The sequence below is a fragment of the Lacinutrix sp. genome, assembly GCF_029238095.1.
Lineage (GTDB): Bacteria > Bacteroidota > Bacteroidia > Flavobacteriales > Flavobacteriaceae > Lacinutrix.
In genome coordinates this window covers 1-19,306 of sequence record NZ_JAQWGS010000006.1, presented here as the reverse complement: position 1 = coordinate 19,306, position 19,306 = coordinate 1, and the positions used below count along the sequence as shown (strand labels likewise).

The window sequence follows — 19,306 nt, the reverse complement described above, 5'->3', positions numbered from 1 at the left end:
CTATGCATGCATAATTAATTAAAGTTAAATGCTAGATTCTATATTACTGAAACACTTAAATTAGCAAAGAAATTAGACTTCCGACTTCCTGAAACGAGTTCAGCATAAATATTGGAAGAAAAAACAAAATATTTTCAATGTATAATTCAAAAATAATAGGACTTGGCAAATATGTGCCAGATAATGTAGTGACTAACGATGATCTATCTAAAATGATGGATACAAATGATGAATGGATTACAGAACGTACAGGTATTAAAGAACGTCGTTGGGTAAAAAAAGGTTCTGGAGACACTACAGCAACTATGGGAGTAAAAGCTGCCAAACAAGCTATAGAACGAGCAGGAATAGATAAGAACGATATCGATTTTATAATTTTTGCAACCTTAAGTCCAGACATGTATTTTCCTGGACCTGGAGTACAAGTACAACATGCTTTAGATATTAAAACCGTTGGCGCTTTAGATGTTAGAAATCAATGTTCTGGATTTGTTTACGCTATCTCTGTTGCAGATAATTTTATTAAAACAGGAATGTATAAAAATATTCTTGTTATTGGGAGTGAATTGCATTCTCACGGTTTGGATAAAACAACACGAGGTCGTGGAGTTACAGTTATTTTTGGTGATGGAGCAGGAGCAGCTATTTTAACAAGAGAAGAAGATACTACAAAAGGCATATTGTCTACACATTTACATTCTCAAGGTGAGCATGCCGAAGAATTAGTGGTTGTGGCTCCAGGTATGGGAAAACGTTGGGTGAATGATATTTTAGCAGATAACGATCCTAACGACGAAAGTTTCTTTCCATACATGAATGGTACTTTTGTTTTTAAAAATGCAGTCGTTCGTTTTAGTGAAGTGATTATGGAAGGATTAACTAAAAATAATCTTGATAAAAGTCAGATTGATATGTTAATTCCACATCAAGCGAATTTACGTATTGCTCAATTTATTCAGAAAAAATTTAGATTAACAGACAACCAAGTTTACAATAATATTATGCGTTATGGAAACACAACCGCAGCTTCTATTCCTATTGCCTTAACTGAAGCTTGGGAGGAAGGTAAAATAAAAACAGGTGATCATGTTGTTTTAGCTGCTTTTGGTAGTGGTTTTACTTGGGGAAGTGTGATTATTAAATGGTAATTAAATTTCTATTAATAGGAATCAAATAATAAAAATCCCAATGTTAACGCATTGGGATTTTTTGTTTTAAGGATGTCAAAGTTTATCGTTTTAAAGTAAAATGTCCTTTAAATTCTTTACCATCTATTGTTATTAAATACCAATAGTCTGATGAAGGTAGTTTTTTCCCTTTTAAGGTGCCATCCCATTTTACACTTCTGTTTTTGGCAGAGAATAATAATTTACCGTAGCGATTAAAAATAATAACTTGAGTGTTATTGTAATATTCTAGGTTGTTAATAGCAAAGTAGTCGTTAACACCATCTCCATTTGGTGTAAAAAATTGTGGTATATAAAAATGTAAATGCTCTTGAGTAATAATAAAATTACATAAATAAGACCTCACATATACAGTATATACACCATTTGGTATGTTTGTAAAAACAGGACTGTTTTGGTACACTACACCATCTAAAGAATATTGATATTCACTTTGATTTTCAAGAGATACAATGATGGAGCTGTTATACGAGACTATATTTGCAATTATTGGATTTTTATATAATGTGACTGTAAAATTTGTTATTTCTACATAGCAACCATCAGTAGCTTGAACTGTGTAAATACCAGGATTCTCAATAGCAATAGTTGCACTTTGTTGGTTGGTATTCCATTGGTAAGTTGGATTTTGAATATTTGAATTGGCATCTAGCGTAAGTGTTTCACCTTCACAAAGTACAATAGATACATTCCTTGTATCAATAGGTTGTATGCCAGTAATTTCCCAGGTACAAGAAGTATTGTTAAAGGTTGCTACTTGCCAACACTCTAGATTTGTTGGAGCAGTAGGTTGTGTTCCAGAAACCTCCCAACTACATGTTGTTGTGTTAAAAGCAGCAGTTTCCCAACAGTCTAAGTTAGTAGGAGCAGTTGGTTGTGTGCCTGAGGTTTCCCAATTACAAGTAATGGAGTTAAAAACTGTAGTTTCCCAACATTCAATACTTGGCTGTATTGACTGTGTTCCATTAATTTCCCAAGAACATAATGTGTTATTAAAAGTTGCAATTTCCCAACATTCTAGATTTATTGGCGCAGTAGGTTGTGTTCCAGAAACCTCCCAACTACAAGTCGTCGTATTAAAAGTCGCAGTTTCCCAACATTCAATTGTTGGTTGAGTTGGCTGTGTTCCAATAATATCCCAAGTACAAGTTGTATTATTAAATGAGGTGGTTTCCCAACATTCTAAATTAGTTGGAGCATTAGGTTGAATACCAGTAATTTCCCAGTTACAGGTTATGTTATTAAATACTGCAGTTTCCCAACATTCTATGTTAGGTTGTGCAGGTTGTGTACCAATAGTTACCCAACTACAAGTCGTCGTATTAAAAGTCGTTGTTTCCCAGCATTCTATGCTTGGCTGAGTTGGTTGTGTTCCAGAGATTTCCCAACTACATGAAGTCGTATTAAAATTAGCCATTTCCCAACATTCCAGATTAGTAGGAGCTGTAGGTTGTGTTCCAGAAACTTCCCAAATACAAGTTATAGTGTTTAGGGTTGCTGTTTCCCAGCATTCTAGAGTTGGTTGTGTTGGAGGTTGATTTATTGTTACCGTAATAGTTGCAGTCGCTACGTTATCTGGAGCAACTCTTCCAGAATCTGTTATTAAACAAACATAGGTTGTTGTAGAATTAATGTTTATAGGTAAAGACGCATTATTTCCTAATGGAACTGAAGAACCTTGTTCTGTCCATAGATAAGAGTAGCTTCCCAAAGGATTTATAGGATCTGGAATAGCATTAAGTTGAGTAACTGCAACATCACAATATGTAGGAGCAGTATTTTGTGTGACATCTTCTTCTAATTCTAAACTAATAGAACAAATAATATCTGATGCCACCTCTGAGGCACCATAAATACTAGAAGATGTTATATTAGTACAATTTAAGGTGCTTTGAGCATTTGTTTCATCTAAAATAGCAGTATCATTTCCTCCTGTAGCTATAAGTTCGTAGGTTGGGTTTGTACTACATGGATTCTGTGTAATAATCGTAACCACACCGAAGACACTCGAAAAGCCGTTGGCGCCAGATATAGTTCCAACAAGAACAGAATTAGATGGTGTGTTTATATCTACTCGAATAAGCCTGTTTTGGTTTGCGCTAAGGTATAATTCACCTTCAAAAAAAGTTAAATCTCCTGCGCTTCCATAACCAACGTTTCCTAGGTATGTAGCTGTCATGTTAGCTACATTAATTCTAAATAATTCTCCTGGAGAGTCTGTATTAACTCCCAAAAGTATTCCAGTACTTTCTTTAACTAATGAGTTTATCTCAAGCGATCCATTAAATCCAATTGCAGTTAAACTACCTAACGGATTTACAAATCCGGTATTAATATTAACTAAATAAAGATTATTCTCAATGATGCCATACAGTGTGTCGTCTGTATCTCCTTGAGAAATATCGTGAAGACCAGTAAAGTAGCTAGCGACAACAGTGGTAGAGCAATTTGAAAAATCTGCCAATACAATATCACCATTTGCTAAACACAAGTATGATGTATTTACAGACTGAGCTTTTGATGTAAAATACAAAACAAAAAAAAGGCAACTAAAAAGGAATGTATTTTTCAAAGAAAAGGTATAATTAATAATACAAATATAACTGTTTTGTTAAATTAATTAATTCTGCGTCATTTTATTTATTAAAAGCTAATAAGTAGATTGATTTAACTAAAAAATCCCAATGCGTCAACACTGAGATTTTTTTTTGCTATTAACCATATAAACTTAACGTGTTTACGAACGTTTTAACAGAGGACTAATTTAAATAAATAGATTCGTTAACTGTATAATGTTTCTATATAGACGATCTGTTTTTGATTTTATTACATTGATAATCAAACTTTAACAGACTTTAACATAGCCAAAAAACCAAAGCCAATCAAACTTTGGGTTGTCTTGATAGTTTAATCCTAAATTAATATTACCATTAAAACCTATCTTAATATTCTTTTTTAGAATTATATTTATAATACCACTCATGCCTTCAGGATTATATTTAGCTGAGGGATTTGTAATTAATTCAATACTTTTGATAGAAGTAGATGGAATTTGTTTTAATAATTGCGCAGCAGGTACATTAGATAGTTTTCCATCAACCATAACCACGTACATTTGCATTACCACGCAAACTAATGGCTCCAGATTGCGAATCGACACTTACGACAGGAAGATTGTTCATGATATCACTAGCTGTAGGACCAGAGGTTGTTAAGTCTTTGCCCACAGTAATTATTTTTCGGTCTACTTTTTGCTGAATTGTAGAAATTTCTCCTACAAGTTCCACTTCTTCTAAGCTAGTGGCAGATTCGTAAATTTTTATTATACCAAAATCTATTGTAGTGGTCTCTTTGTCTATAGTAATCTCTCTGCTAACTGTTTTATATCCTAAGTACTCAATACTAACTTTACTAACTTTAGTGGTGCCTTTTGGTATATTGTCCATGTAAAAAGAACCATCATCTTTAGTAATACTGCCTGTAATTATTTTATCGTTTAAATCGCGAATAACTATATTTACATAAGGTAAGGTTTCGTCTAAAATAGTTCTAGTAATAATTCCAGTCTTAACTGTGGAGGTGTCTTTGTTTGAAGATTGCGCTTGTACTAGTGATGAGACTAGTAACAAACAAATTAGGATTGTTTTTTTTCATTTGATTGATTTATTGATTGATGTGGTTATATTGGTAATACTTTAAAGACGACTAATTTTATAATCTGTTACTCTTTGCATAAATGTTAACATTTTTTTTAACACTAAAAAAGGCTGATGATTTTTTGCTTTTTCAGAATTAACAAAATAATGGATATGAATAAAAAAACTTTAGTAATTGGTGCTTCTACAAAGCCAGAACGCTATTCTAACATGGCTATTAGAAAACTAACAAACTACAATCACGAAACCGTAGCTTTTGGTATGCGTGAAGGAGATGAAGCAGGTATTACAATAGATACAGAATTAAAACAATACAAAAATATAGATACCGTTACATTATACTTAAATCCTGAAAGGCAAGAACAGTATTACGACTATATTATAGCATTAAACCCAAAACGCGTTATTTTTAATCCAGGAACAGAAAATCCTGAGTTTTATGGCTTGCTAACAGAAAATAATATTGATTTTGAAGTAGCTTGTACTTTGGTTTTATTGTCAACAAATCAGTATTAAATCTTATTTTGAGACGCTTTTTTAAGCAATATTTTACATGTGTAGTATTCAAGAAAACCTACAAAAAATAAGTATGAATGAGTAATCTTACTAATTTTTTTCTTTTTTCTTAGATATTATTAGTAAACCTATAAAAGTAATCAAGCCATTTAATAGTAAAATTTCCCAATGAAATGCATATTGACCAATAAAACTATTTGGAAAAGTTTCTGGAATAATTGTAATTAAATAGGTTAGAGTAATAGATAAAAGCCCTATTACCCATGCCAATTTATCTATAATTCTTCTATTTGTTAATATTCCAAAAGCAAACAATCCAAGTAAAGGACCATAAGTAAACGTTGCAAACTTAAAGAGGTTACTTACCACACTGCCTTCTAAAGAGTTGAAAATAACGACAACAACTATTAGTACAAAAGAAACAATGATGTGTACTTTTTTACGTAACGGCTTTTGTTGTTCTAAAGGCTTTTTTTCTATGTTTAAAAAATCTACTGAAAAAGAAGTTGTTAAAGACGTTAAAGCACTATCTGCACTGCTGTAAGCAGCAGCAATAAGTCCAATAATAAAAGTAATCGCTAAGCCTTTTCCCAAACCTTGATTCATTGCTATCTCTGGAAATAATAAATCCGTTCTAGTAACTTCATTTAAAACAGGAATTTTAACTCCAAATTCTTCAGCGTAGATAAACAATAAAGCACCAAGTGTTAAAAAAACTAGGTTTACAATAACAAGTAAAATAGACATAGAAAACATGTTCTTTTTAGACTCTTTAGAATTTTTGCATGTCAGGTTTTTTTGCATCATATCTTGGTCTAAACCTGTCATAGCGATAGTAATAAAGATACCTCCAATAAAATACTTCCAGAAATATATTTTACTATTAACATCATCGAAAAAGAAAATCTGACTCTTGTTTTTAAACGTTTCTTTGGTAAACGTTTCAGCTAATGTCCAATCTAACTTATTTAAAATTAAAACTATAGCCACAATTACAGAAGTTAACATGGCAATGGTTTGCAATGTGTCTGTCCAAATAATAGTTTTTATGCCACCTTTATTGGTGTACAACCATATCAATAAAATGGAGATTACCACAGTTACCCAAAATGGAACGCCTAAACTTTCAAAAACAATATATTGCATTGCAAGTGCAACTAGGTATAATCTAAAAGAGGCACCTGTAACTCTTGAAAGCAAAAAGAAAAAAGCACCAGTTTTGTAGCTTACAATTCCAAAGCGTTCTTCTAAATATTGATAAATAGAAGTAACATTTAACTTATAGTATAATGGAATTAAAACGAGTAAAACTACCAAATAACCAACAAAAAAGCCTAAAACACCTTGCATATAAGCAAATTGCTGACCATCAATTAATCCAGGAACAGAGATAAACGTAACACCAGAGAGCGATGCGCCAATCATGCCAAAAGCAACTAAATACCAAGGTGCAGATTTGTTTGCTTTAAAGAAAGCAGCATTAGTATCTTCCTTACCAGTAAAATAGGAGATTAAAATAAGCACGCCAAAATAGGCAGCAATAAGTAATAATATTTGAATAGATGACATGTAAATTATTTTCTAAAATCGAAAATACGCAAAAAGTTAAAAGTACCTAGAGATATGAGAATTTAATGTTATAAGTTATCGATTAAACTTAAAAGAAAGTCTATCAAATTAGTGTTTAAAACTAAAGCATTTATAATAATAAAAAATTCGTGAATTTGTAGCAAAAGCATTAAATTCGCATCTATGGAATTCTCTTCTAAACTTTTAGAAAATGCGGTTAACGAAATCTCACAATTACCAGGTATTGGTAAGCGCACAGCATTGCGTTTAGCATTGCACTTATTAAAGCAACCAAAAGAACAAGTTACTGGCTTAGCTCAGTCTTTAACTAATATGCGAGACCATTTAAAATTCTGTAAGTCTTGCCATAATATTAGCGATGTAGATGTATGCGAAATCTGCGCAAATCCGTTAAGAAAAAAGGATATTATTTGTGTAGTTGAAGATGTTAGAGATGTTATGGCAATAGAAAACACAGCGTCTCATAAAGGTCTGTATCACGTATTAGGCGGAAAAATTAATCCTATAGAAGGTATTGGACCTCACGATTTAAACATTGTGAGTTTAGTAGAAAAAGTAAAAACAGGAACTATTGTTGAGCTTATTTTTGCATTAAGTCCTACAATGGAAGGCGATACTACAAATTTCTACATCTTCAAGCAATTACATGGATTAGAAATAAAAACATCAACAATAGCAAGAGGAATATCAGTAGGAGATGAGCTTGAATATGCCGATGAAATAACTTTGGGACGTAGTATTTTAAATCGTATTCCTTTTGAAGCCTCATTAAAACAATAACAACATTTTGCGACTTTCAGTTATTATTCTAAATTACAATGTGCACTACTTTTTAGAGTTGTGTTTGCAAAGCGTTGAAGCAGCTATTCAAACCTTAGATGCTGAAATTATTGTGGTAGATAACAACTCTCAAGACGACAGTTGCAAAATGGTTAAAGAAAAATTTCCCAACATAAAACGCATTGAAAACAAAGAAAATTTAGGTTTCTCTAAAGGTAATAATATAGGAGTAAAACTGGCTAAAGGCGAATATGTTTGCATATTAAATCCAGATACTGTTATTGCAGAAGATACTTTTAAAACACTTCTGGCTTTTGCCGAAAAACAAAATAATCTAGGTATTGTAGGTTGTAAGTTAATAGATGGTAGTGGTTGTTTTTTGCCAGAAAGTAAGCGGAATGTTCCAATAACAAAAATAGCCATACAAAAGGCTTTAGGAAACTCTAAACACTACTACGCAAATCATTTACTAGACAACGAGATTGGAAAAGCAGACGTTTTTGTAGGTGCTTTTATGCTATTAAAACGCGAAGTATTCACTCAAGTCCAAGGTTTTGACGAAGATTATTTCATGTATGGAGAAGACATAGATTTAAGTTATAAAATTAAAAAAGCTGGTTTTCAGAGTTATTATTATGGAGCATTAGCAGCAATACATTACAAAGGTGAAAGCACTTTAAAAGATAAAACCTATGCAAAGCGATTTTATGGAGCCATGCAAATTTTTTATAAAAAACACTTTAAAAGTAATTTGGTTTTTGATGCGTTAGTATTCTTCGGAATACAATCTGCCAGGCTCTTTGAGAATAAAACATCAACAGAAATATTAGATTTTGAGAATTATGCACTGATTTCAAAAACTAAAAATGAAGCTTTAGCAATTAAACTTTCAAAGCCTTTAATTCAAGTTTTAAATGCTGAAGAAATAAAAGAAAATACTCAAATTATTTTCGATGCTAATACTATAAGTTTTCAAACCATAATTCAGAAAATGGAAACTTCAGAAAAAAATAAAAATTTATCGTTTAAAATACTTCCAAAAAACGCTAATTTTATCCTCGGAAGTTCTTCGTCTAAAAGCAGAGGCGAAGTGATACCTTTTTAAATATCAGTTTATTTTAAAAGCTGAATTCAAAATTATATGGAATAGTCAGACAAATACGCTATTTTTTATTAATTTTGCATTCTAAAAATACAAAAAGACACATTTTTTATTAATATGGCAAGATTTGAACTAAAATTACCGAAAATGGGAGAAAGCGTTGCAGAAGCAACAATTACTTCGTGGTTAAAAGCGGTTGGAGATACTATTGAGCAAGATGAAGCAGTACTTGAAATTGCTACAGACAAAGTCGATAGCGAAGTGCCAAGTGAAGTTGATGGTATTTTGGTTGAAGTACTTTTTAATGTTGACGATGTGGTTCAAGTTGGACAAACCATTGCTGTTATTGAAACAGAAGGTGAAAGTAATGCTAGTGCTGAAGCTCCAAAAGCAGAAGCAATTGTAGCAGAAAAAGCGCCAGAAGCAGCAGCTGAGGTCGCACAAACTGTTGTTGCAGCCCAAGAAACTACAGCTCCAATAAGTTCTAATGGAGAGCGTTTTTATTCTCCATTAGTAAAAAACATGGCAAAAGCAGAAGGTATAGCTCAAGCAGAGCTAGATGCTGTTCCAGGTACAGGAAAAGAAGGAAGAGTGACTAAAGCAGATATGCAAGCGTATTTAACAACAAGAGGAACTCAACCTGCTAAAGTAGAAGTAGCTCCTGTTGCTTCAACTAAGCAAGCTCCAACTAAAACAGAAACTAAAAAGCAGGAAACACCAATTAATGTAGGAGAAGTTGATGAGATTATAGAAATGACCAGAATGGGTAAGTTAATTGCGCACCATATGGTAGAAAGTGTGCAAACTAGTGCACATGTACAAAGTTTTATAGAAGCAGATGTTACTAATATCTGGAATTGGAGAAAGAAAGTAAAAGATAGTTTTATGAAACGTGAAGGTGAAAACTTAACGTTCACACCTATTTTTATGGAAGCCATTGCAAAAGCATTACGCGATTTTCCAATGATGAATATCTCACTTCAAGGTGATACTATTGTTAAAAAGAAAAACATAAACCTTGGTATGGCTGCCGCATTAGGTAATGGCGATTTAATTGTGCCTGTTATTAAAAATGCCGATCAATTAAATCTTGTTGGTATGACCAAGCAAGTAAACGATCTAGCATCAAGAGCAAGAGATAATAAGTTAAAACCCGACGATATACAAGGCGGAACGTATACAGTAACTAACGTTGGTACGTTTGGTAGTATTATGGGAACACCAATTATTAATCAGCCACAAGTTGGTATACTAGCTTTAGGCGCTATACGTAAAGTACCAGCAGTTATCGAAACACCAGATGGAGATTTTATAGGTATTCGTTATAAAATGTTCTTATCGCACTCTTACGATCATCGTGTTGTTAATGGTGCGCTTGGTGGACAATTTGTAAAAGCAGTAAAAGACTATTTAGAAAGTTGGGACACTAAAAGAGAAATTTAATTTTATACTAATTTGTAATTAGGAGCATAGAGACGCTTATAATTTAAACTACAGAATAGTAAAAAGCACAGTTTTAGGACTGTGCTTTTTATATTTAAGATAAAGTTGTTTATTCATGTTTTAATATTATAGCTATATGTTAACGTAAGTAATGTATGGATTAATGCGTGCTGTAGAGACTAGCTTTATAAAAAAGGCACACATTTTTATTTTATACACAATCAATATAATGAGTGCCAATTTTAATTTTAGAATTAGGAACTTGATTAAAAAAGCTTATTTTTGTTTAAAAAATTAACTTTAAACATAAACAAAATAATTACTTAGCGTTAATTATTTTTGAGAGGAATGAAATGAATTTAAATATTAAAGAATTGTTGTCTATTTCAAGACCAAGATTTTGGATGTATGTTTTGGGTACTTTTCTTGTTGGGATGATATCTTCTGGAAACCCTTTTAATTATGACACAGAAACAACGATACTTTTAGTTGTTTTTTCAATTTTCTTTTCTTTTCCTGCAAACTTGCTTATTTATGGAGTGAACGATATCTATGATTATGAAACAGATATTCTTAATGACAAGAAATCTAATTATGAAAAGATCCTTAGTCCTGCAAAACACAAAAAGCTTTGGATGATAATTTGTCTTTTAACATTTCCATTTATTACTTGTTTTTTTTTTGTTAGCACTTATACATTGTGTGCTATAGTCGTTTTTATATTTATGGGATTATTTTATTCGGCACCACCAATAAGAGCTAAATCAAAACCACCTTTAGATATTTTGTTTTCGTCTATTATTTATATTTCTCCTGGTATTATTGGGTTTTTAATTACTGGAAATACAAAAGTACAATGGCTTGCTGTATTAGGAGGTCTTATTTGGGCTTCGGCAATGCAAACGTATTCAGCAGTTCCAGATATTAAAGCCGATAGAGCCTCTGGAGTAGAAACACTTGCAACAAAACTAGGTCATCGCAAAGCACTTTGGTTTTGTTTGTTAGCATATCTTCTTTCTAGTATTATAGGCACTATTTACGTGGGCACTGTTGCTGTATTATTTGGTACTGTATATGTGGTTGTGGTTGCATTAAGTCTTTATAACAGTACTAAGGTATTTAAATATTACACCTATTTTCCGCTAATAAATATTATTGGTGGTACTGTTTTGTTTTTTTATCTGTTTTTTAATGCATTACGATAATAATGACTAAAGCGATTCAAGTGGATGCGGATTTTTTATTCCAGCTACTCGTTTATAAACCAATTCTGCAGATATTAAGCAAATAGGCATTCCAATGCCAGGACTTGTGCCAGCTCCCACATAAAATAGATTTTTTACTTTTTTACTTTTGTTAGAAGGTCTTAAAAGTGTTTGTTTTAATGTATGCGCTAATCCTAAGGCTGTGCCTTTATAGTCATTATAATCTCTTCTAAAATCATCACTCCAATACGCACGTTCGTAGACAACGTAACTTTCTAATTCTGGAAGTTTAAGATCTTTTTTCATGAGGTTATAAATCTTTTCTCTGTAGTCTTTCATTTCAGTATCCGAAAGTGTTAATCCAGGAGGAATAGGAACCAAAACAAATAAATTATCTGTACCTTCTGGTGATAAATTAGGATCTGTTTCTGTAGGCTTACAAATATAATAACTTGGGTCTTCTGGAAGCTGAGGTGTATCAAATAACTCTTTAAAATTTTGCTTCCAATCTTCACCAAACCTAAGATTGTGATGACTTAAGATGTCTAATTCTCGATCTAAACCAAGATACATAATAAAGGCACTCGGACTCAAAACAGTTTTTTCCCAGTAGCGTTCGGGATAGGTTTGGTGTTTTTTCTCTAAAAGTTGCGTTTCTGTAAACCAAAGGTCTGCATTTGAAATAACAATATCAGCACGCAATTGTTCGCCATTTTCTAAAAGAACTCCTGAAACTTTTTTATTCTCAACTAATATTTTTGAAACAGGTGTTTCTGTTATAAATTTCGTGCCATGTTTTTTGTTAATAGTTATTAATGCTTTTATAATTTCATAAATGCCTCCTTTTGGATAATAGACACCCATATCAAAATCAATGAAATTCATGATATTGTAAAGGGCTGGTGTTTTTGCTGGATCAGAGCCTAAAAAAACAAGTGTATATTCAAGAATTTTTTTTACGCGATCACTCTTAAACCACTTGTTTAAATAGGTATGCATGGTTTGGAACGGATTGAGTTGAATCCCTTTTTTTATTAGTTTCCAACTTAAAAAATCGGCAGAGATACCAATATTTCTATACATGAAATAATGTTTAGCCAAAGCATATTGTTCGCCAGATCTTTTTAAATATTCTCTTAATTTTGGTGTAATACCTGGTTCTAGTTTTTCAAAAAGTAGTAAATCTTTTTCTAAATCCGAATGAATATCTAATACAGGAATATCTTTGTCATTTGCAAAGAACACACGATAAGATGGTGATAATTTTACTAGATCAAGATGATCTGAAACTTTTTCTCCAAGAAGATTGAAATAGTGTTTAAATACATCTGGCATGAGATACCAAGATGGTCCCATGTCAAAGGTATAGCCTTCGGCTTTAAAAATGTTTGCTCTACCTCCTAATGTGTCATTTTTTTCAATAACAGTAACAGTGTAACCTGATTTAGAGAGTAATGCTGCCGCACCTATACCACCAATACCAGATCCAATAATTATAATATTTTTTTCTTTTTTCACAACAGTAAAAATACGTAACTAAAAGTTGAATTCCCATTTTTTTATTTTGCAAAATTGTAATTAGTTAAGTTAATTGTAGTTTATAAGTCTGAGCTTTAGTAGTGTTACTTAAAATACCTTTAGTAATAAAAACTCAAAATCGCGATTTTATAGGTATTCGTTATAAAATGTTCTTATCGCACTGTAACGACTATCTTTTAGTAAATGGTGCATTTGGTGGACAATTTGAAAAGCAGTAAAAGAGTATTTAGAAGGTTTGGACTCTAATCGCGAGATATAAGTTTATTAGTCTTTGCAATTCTCAGGATATTATTTGTTATTTCTTAGCGTAAAATAGAAACTTACAAATAGTTCTAAGTTTAAAACAACAAAAAGCACAGTTTTTCGACTGTGCTTTTTTGTTTGGATTTTGACGAGGTTCGTTTAACGTGTTCGTGTATGGTTCAGTTGCGTTGGCTAGCAACTAAGGTAGCAAAAGAAAACGAACCAGAGGAAATTCCGAAGGAATTTCCAAGTAGGCGAGAACCGAGCAATTGGCTATACACGTCTTAAGTTTACAATTCCTTAAATTTAAGGATAAATCAGAAAAGACAAAAGAGAGGAATAAGGTTAATATACACGCAGAAGCATTAGACTTCGTCAACATTGAAAATCCCCTCTCTTTACTACACAGATTTCGTACAGTTCTATGAGGCTTTTAGACCTCGCTTTTAAGTCGTTGAAACTCGCGTAGTATGTCCTTTCAAAAAACATTTTCTTATGAATAAAGATATTAAATATTTTGGAATTGACATTAGTGCACTAGTATTTGATGTTACCGATTCTGATGGCAATTATTATCAGTTTAAAAACACTGAATTTGGTTTTAAGAAGTTTACAAAACTCTTAGATAATACTAGTCATTGTGTTATGGAGGCTACAGGTTATTATCATTATCAGTTGGCATATCATTTGTTAGAGTCTGGTATAAAAGTATCAGTAGAAAATCCTTTATAGGTAAAACGATTTATCCAAATGGGCTTATCAAAAGTAAAGACAGATAAGAGCGATTCAAAACGCATTTGTGCTTATGCAGAACAGGTAGAACTAAAGCTATGGCAAGGCAATACTAAAGAGGAGATCGTGTGTCTTCAAATCGTTAGAGCCCTTTCTATGTATACAAAACAAACTACTATGCTAAAAAACAAACTACATGGCGAGTCAGTTTTAGGCAATCCTAGTAAAGTAGTTGTAACCTCTTTAAAACGTAGTTTAAGACAGCTCCAAAGAGAGATGCAACTTTTAGAGGATAAGCTTTTGATTTTAGTAAAAGAATCGCATCAAGATTTGTTTACACGCTTAAAGACCATTCCAGGTATTGGACCAAAAACAGCTATTATGTTAGTTGTTTTAACAGGTGGTTTTGATCGTTTTAATAGCGCAAGTGAGTTGTGCAGTTACGCAGGCTTAACACCAGTAATTAGACAGAGTGGAAGTAGTGTAAAAGGGAGGTCACGAATAAGTAAAATAGGAAATCAAAAGTTGAGAAATTTGTTATTTATGTGCAGTTTTAATGCCTGTAAGTATAATAAAGCTTGTCGAGATTTATACGAGCGAATTGTAGCCAAAGGAAAGAGCAAAAAACTAGCCTTAATAGCAGTGTGTAACAAGTTACTAAAACAAGCTTTTGCAATAGCTAAATCAGGATTAATATATGATGGGGAATATAAAAGTACGCTAGTGAAAAATTAATGAGATTTTACTTGTTTTTTACCACAGTACTTTGTTGTGCATAGTGCTTTTTACATTGAATTTAGTGTTCAGATGTTTATTATTTAGTTCGGATTAAACCTTAGTTTTAATATCTCTAATATAATGTATTAGTTTATTTATTTAACAATAAAACTGAATTAGCTATTATGAACTTTACTATTGCTTTATTATTTTATAAACCTTCAACGCATTGTTCGTTTCATCAATTAAACTTATAAAATATATGCCTTTTGACAATGTCGAAATGTTTATCGTTTCTGTCTCATTGATTGGGTTTATTGTTCGATGAATTCTTCCTATCACATCAAATATTTTAATCTGGGATAGATTTAAATTGCCTTTAATAGTTAATTGATTTATAACTGGATTTGGAAAAATTTGAATTTCGGTTTTACTAACATCATTAATACCCAATATTACATCAGGATCAAAGAAACCGAAATCGACAGAGTTGTTACCAGCAGGATCATAATTAAAATTACAATCAAAAGGGTCTCCGTCGTTTAAAGGTTCACCATCTGTAGTTAACGTTAGAATGCCAGACATAATATCTGTAAAGGGCTCTCCAAAACCATTATTATCACCATCAACATCGTTATTAGCGTTTGCAACAAAACCATTTGTTGATACAAAACCATGCAAAGGTTCGCCAAGTTCCCAATTATCGACACTCCAAACAAAAAGTAGATAATTACCAGGTGTTAAACCTGAAAACTGATAATAACCGTCGCTATCTGTAACTTCAACTCCACTAAAGACATCCGGATTACCATCACCATCAGGATCACTCCATAGTACAACCGACACACCTGCAATACCAGGTTCGTCAGGATCGTTAATGCCATCTCTATTGAGATCATTCCAAACACGGTTTCCAATAGACACCACTCCTGGAATAACTAAATTTTCTCCACAGTCTTGATAACAAAAAGCCATTTCATTAATAGATTTAACCATCTCATCTCCCATTGATTTTCCAATATTTAAGAAGGTGAGCGCATTATTATTAAAATGAAATATACCATCGTACGGAGACACTGAAGTATCGCGATAAAATGTTTTAGTATCTACAAAACCAACATGACCACCATAGGTGTCATCATCACAGCCAACGGTTTCTTGGGCTACAGAAATTACATTTTGAATACCTTGCACCCAAGGATCATTACTAAGCGTATAACCTCCATGCCCAGAACTTGCAATAACAAATGGAAGTTCAGCAACTCCAAGATCATTTCTTACATCATTGACTAAGTGATTTAAATTACTTTCATATTCATTTAAAAATCCTGTGTTATCACCATCATTCCAACCTTGAAACCATGCAAAACCAGATAATTCGAAATCTGTTATGCCAATAGCTGGAAACTCTGTACTTAAATTTTGAGTCACATCTTGCACAATTTGAATCATTTGATTGTAGAATGCTCCTGTTGTTCCACCAGCAGAAGGTGGACGAAAATCTTCTGCCAAAGTCGTTCCTCCCCAAGCTGTTTTAATAATTACAATAGGATCATCATAAAATTTGTCGAGTTGGTGTGCAAACATTAATTCGGGCCCAAAAGCATTAGAATTTGCGCCTTGACCAACCGTAACGTTTTCTTTAATGATGCCTTCATCTCCTTCATAATATAAATAGACATTGTTTAAGGTATTCCAATTATCAGCTAATCCAACATCAGACCAATCACCATTTACGTCATTTTGGATGACATCGATTAAATCTCCTGGGTCATTTTCTGGATCAACAACCGCTCCTTGTCCTTGCATATTTGACTGTCCAGCTAAAATAAAAACCCTCACTTTAGATGGTGTTTGTTGCTGTCGCGTTACAATTGGCACATACCCAATCTCTAAACCAGCAGGTGTATCAATAATGATTTTAGGGTCTAGAGTTGCTAAGTTTCCGACAGTTGGTGGCGCCAAATAGTCCTCTGTATGGCTCCAATTAGAATGAATTAACTCTACTCTAGCTTGCATAGCCGCACGCATAGGTTCAGGAAGATTGGCATGAATAACAGCAGGCTGATCTATAAACCGATACCAATAATAGGTTACTGTGGTGCCATCGCCTAAATCTGCTGTAAAAGGACCTGCCGTCGGACCAGGACTTTGCCACGGACCACTTGGGTCTTGAAATAGACAATCTGGTTCCATTGGTGTGAGGTAGGGAATTTCACTTCTTGGTGTGGTTGGTACATTGGTGGTCAATAGACTGGTTGAAGTTGGCACTGCTGCTTCATCAATTGGACGCCATTTGTTGTCTGTATCTAACCTAAAATATTCTGGTAACGTAAAAATGCCATTACTTTTTTCAACGATATTGAGATCAAACTCAAAGCCCATGACATCATTAGACTGTTGTACGTTTTCTATATAAGTTAAATCAATTTCATGATTTAAATCATCTGGTGCAACTTGCGAAATTTCACCAACTATTGCACCACCATTATCAACAAAATCGAGATTTAAGATACCTGTTGAATTAATTCCTGGTTGCACGGCTGCACCACCACTAAACCAAGCATTCATATCATTCCATAAAGCATTTTGAGAATATGCCGTTACTTGATTAATAACAAAAGAATTATTACTTCCGCTTTCAGGAAACTGTATTCTTTCAATTTTAGCGAAATGATTACCACTAGCATCTGTAGAAATTATTGCAGGAAAATCGGCTTGCTCAACACCCAAACCAACGTTTGGATCTGAAGGTCTGGTATCAAAATACAAGCCTTCTAAAGATGGATTTTCTAATACGGGTTTTGTCCAGAATGTCGGTAAGAAAAAACTTATTGGCCCTTTAAAATTAGTAGCATTCATAAATAAGGTCCAACATTGATTGCCTGTTACTATATTTACTCCAGCGGTTTCAGTCATCGGATCGGTAATTGGTAAAGGAGTGTAACCGTAACCTAATAATTCACCGCTTAATCCTTGCGCCATATTTAAACCATCTGGAGCCCACAATAATCGGTTTGATAATTGCGCAACACCATATTTTCCGCCTGGTGTGCTCCAATCGCGTTGTCCGTTGGGTAACATGTCACTTTGCCCTGCTCCTGTTCCGTTTGCCCAAGCAAAGAAATTATGAGAGACACCACCCATTATAAATTTTGGCGTTTCTGTAGCAAATCTAGTATCGCCCCACCAACCTAATCCACCTTCTATTGTAGTATAGAAATCTACTGGTTCGGTACCTGTTCGTTGCGTCGTTAGCCAAGAACTTCCAAGCCCTGTTTGAAAATTAAATGCACCTGGATAGTTTTTAAATATTGGCCAAGCTGCACTGTACATTGTAAAACCTGATCCAAAACTCGTGTCTGTGACGTTCTCTGTATTTATCCATGCAAAGCCTGTTCGTCTTGCTTCAACGGTCTGTGCTTCTGCCATATAAAATAAGGTTGCAAAAACTATAGTAAACGCTCTGACACGTAACGGTAGACCTAAAAAGAAGTCTCCAATAAAATTATTACGAATAGGATTTTTAAATAAACTAGTGTGATTTTTATAATTCATAATAATTGTTTTTAGATTGATTAAGATTAGCTTTAAATTATAAATAAAGAGTTTTTAATAATTTTTCCCCTGCTTATATATATAACAACTGAGATTTGAAATACCCTAAATAACCTAATATTTTTTTAAAATGTCACTTCTGATTTGAGTCTCAAATTCTCATTTATTTATATATGACTTATGAAATTACTATTACTCATATTCGATTAGATATAAATCTATGTATATCACCATTTGAAAATTTGTTGGCTAGATTCATAGAAATGCAGTCTATTTAAATTTGTACTATGTTAAATTGAATCAATCTTATTTTTCTTGAATTTTACTGTACGATTAGCTTTTCCTTATGAAAGTTTAATGATTTGCGCGATTTCCGGCATTATGCACAACGCAATGATAAAAAAGCGTTTTAATGTTTTTTATCAGATGTTAAACGAAGTTAACCTAATTTTTTGGCAAAGCCAAGTTTAAAATAAGTTGTATCTTAACTTTATATGTTCAAGAAAATGATTAATACTATAGAAAGTAAACTAAAATTAATAGCTTTTTTTGTCGAATTCTATAATTTACCTTCTAATTAAACACCTTACGTAGTATTCCATTAAAATCTTCAATAGAATTAATATTCTTATAAAACTGATCTTTAATTTTTAAAAGCGGTAGCGTTGTTTTAATGGGTTTCTTATCGGTTTGAAAAGTTTCTACTGCTTCCAGGTATTCCGCTGCATTGTCATCTATATTATATTCTGTAAACGCGATATTGTTTTCACCTAGAATTCGTTTGGCTTCTTTGCAAATAGAACAGTCATTACTAACAAATATAGTTGCTTTTTGGTCTTTTAAGGCGTCGTCTAGCCTTACGTCTAATCGCGTTTCAGATTTATCTACTTCTATAGCAGGTGCGACTTCGTTTACTATAAAAGTAGTTGTGTATTTACCTTCTGTACCAACTAATTGTATTAAAGTTATAAGTTCTACTTTACTTTTAGCAGGAACATTCATAATTGTTGGTCTGTTACTACTGCGTCTAAAGTCTTC

At 32.8% G+C, this 19,306-nt stretch carries 14 protein-coding genes and 1 pseudogene; 8 read left to right on the top strand and 7 right to left on the bottom strand.

The genetic code is table 11. From position 1 onward, the window contains the following. The first annotated feature begins 137 nt into the window (after window positions 1-137). Window positions 138-1,148, top strand: a complete 1,011-nt coding sequence (locus tag P8H50_RS01895) for a beta-ketoacyl-ACP synthase III (RefSeq protein ID WP_300205033.1) — start codon at window positions 138-140, stop codon at window positions 1,146-1,148. An 82-nt stretch (window positions 1,149-1,230) separates the two neighbouring features. On the opposite strand, the gene P8H50_RS01890 is transcribed toward P8H50_RS01895, so the two are convergent. The 3 genes from P8H50_RS01890 to P8H50_RS01885 all read right to left on the bottom strand — a co-directional run bounded on the left by P8H50_RS01890 (window position 1,231) and on the right by P8H50_RS01885 (window position 4,816). Further along, entirely contained in the window at window positions 1,231-3,759 is a 2,529-nt protein-coding gene (locus P8H50_RS01890; RefSeq protein WP_300205031.1) for a T9SS type B sorting domain-containing protein, read from the bottom strand. Between the two features lie 273 nt (window positions 3,760-4,032). Further along, a complete protein-coding gene (locus tag P8H50_RS11015; RefSeq protein ID WP_366900942.1) occupies window positions 4,033-4,308 on the bottom strand; it encodes a hypothetical protein in 276 nt (91 codons plus the stop codon). After that, a complete protein-coding gene (locus P8H50_RS01885; protein WP_366900941.1) occupies window positions 4,283-4,816 on the bottom strand; it encodes a carboxypeptidase-like regulatory domain-containing protein in 534 nt (177 codons plus the stop codon). Before P8H50_RS01885 ends, P8H50_RS11015 begins: the two co-directional genes overlap by 26 nt. A 180-nt stretch (window positions 4,817-4,996) precedes the next feature. Here P8H50_RS01885 and P8H50_RS01880 point away from each other — a divergent pair, with 180 nt between their 5' ends. Beyond that, on the top strand, window positions 4,997-5,359 hold the full coding sequence (locus tag P8H50_RS01880; RefSeq protein WP_300205028.1) for a CoA-binding protein: 363 nt from the start codon (window positions 4,997-4,999) through the stop codon (window positions 5,357-5,359). A 90-nt stretch (window positions 5,360-5,449) separates the two neighbouring features. Here P8H50_RS01880 and P8H50_RS01875 read toward each other — a convergent pair whose 3' ends face one another. Beyond that, a complete protein-coding gene (locus tag P8H50_RS01875) occupies window positions 5,450-6,928 on the bottom strand; it encodes a sodium:solute symporter (RefSeq protein WP_300205026.1) in 1,479 nt (492 codons plus the stop codon). Window positions 6,929-7,111: 183 nt separating this feature from the next. Here P8H50_RS01875 and recR point away from each other — a divergent pair, with 183 nt between their 5' ends. From recR to P8H50_RS01855, 4 genes are all read left to right on the top strand, one after another. Beyond that, complete coding sequence (gene recR / locus P8H50_RS01870) at window positions 7,112-7,729, top strand: recombination mediator RecR (protein ID WP_300205024.1); 618 nt, start codon at window positions 7,112-7,114, stop codon at window positions 7,727-7,729. A gap of 7 nt (window positions 7,730-7,736) precedes the next feature. Continuing rightward, a complete protein-coding gene (locus P8H50_RS01865; RefSeq protein ID WP_300205022.1) occupies window positions 7,737-8,834 on the top strand; it encodes a glycosyltransferase family 2 protein in 1,098 nt (365 codons plus the stop codon). A gap of 114 nt (window positions 8,835-8,948) precedes the next feature. Continuing rightward, window positions 8,949-10,274, top strand: a complete 1,326-nt coding sequence (locus P8H50_RS01860; RefSeq protein ID WP_300205019.1) for a dihydrolipoamide acetyltransferase family protein — start codon at window positions 8,949-8,951, stop codon at window positions 10,272-10,274. Window positions 10,275-10,627: 353 nt separating this feature from the next. After that, on the top strand, window positions 10,628-11,479 hold the full coding sequence (locus P8H50_RS01855) for a prenyltransferase (RefSeq protein WP_300205017.1): 852 nt from the start codon (window positions 10,628-10,630) through the stop codon (window positions 11,477-11,479). Window positions 11,480-11,485: 6 nt separating this feature from the next. On the opposite strand, the gene crtI is transcribed toward P8H50_RS01855, so the two are convergent. Then, entirely contained in the window at window positions 11,486-12,997 is a 1,512-nt protein-coding gene (gene crtI, locus P8H50_RS01850; protein WP_300205015.1) for an NAD(P)/FAD-dependent oxidoreductase, read from the bottom strand. Window positions 12,998-13,098: 101 nt separating this feature from the next. Between crtI and P8H50_RS01845 the strand changes: the two genes are divergently transcribed. Further along, entirely contained in the window at window positions 13,099-13,236 is a 138-nt protein-coding gene (locus tag P8H50_RS01845) for a hypothetical protein (protein ID WP_300205013.1), read from the top strand. Window positions 13,237-13,756: 520 nt separating this feature from the next. Beyond that, window positions 13,757-14,728: pseudogene (locus P8H50_RS01840) on the top strand (IS110 family transposase). A 177-nt stretch (window positions 14,729-14,905) separates the two neighbouring features. Here the strand turns inward: P8H50_RS01840 and P8H50_RS01835 are convergent. After that, on the bottom strand, window positions 14,906-18,268 hold the full coding sequence (locus P8H50_RS01835) for a sialate O-acetylesterase (RefSeq protein ID WP_300205011.1): 3,363 nt from the start codon (window positions 18,266-18,268) through the stop codon (window positions 14,906-14,908). Window positions 18,269-18,841: 573 nt separating this feature from the next. Further along, window positions 18,842-19,306, bottom strand: a 465-nt coding sequence (locus P8H50_RS01830) for a glutaredoxin domain-containing protein (protein ID WP_300205008.1), incomplete at its 5' end; no start/stop codon positions are given.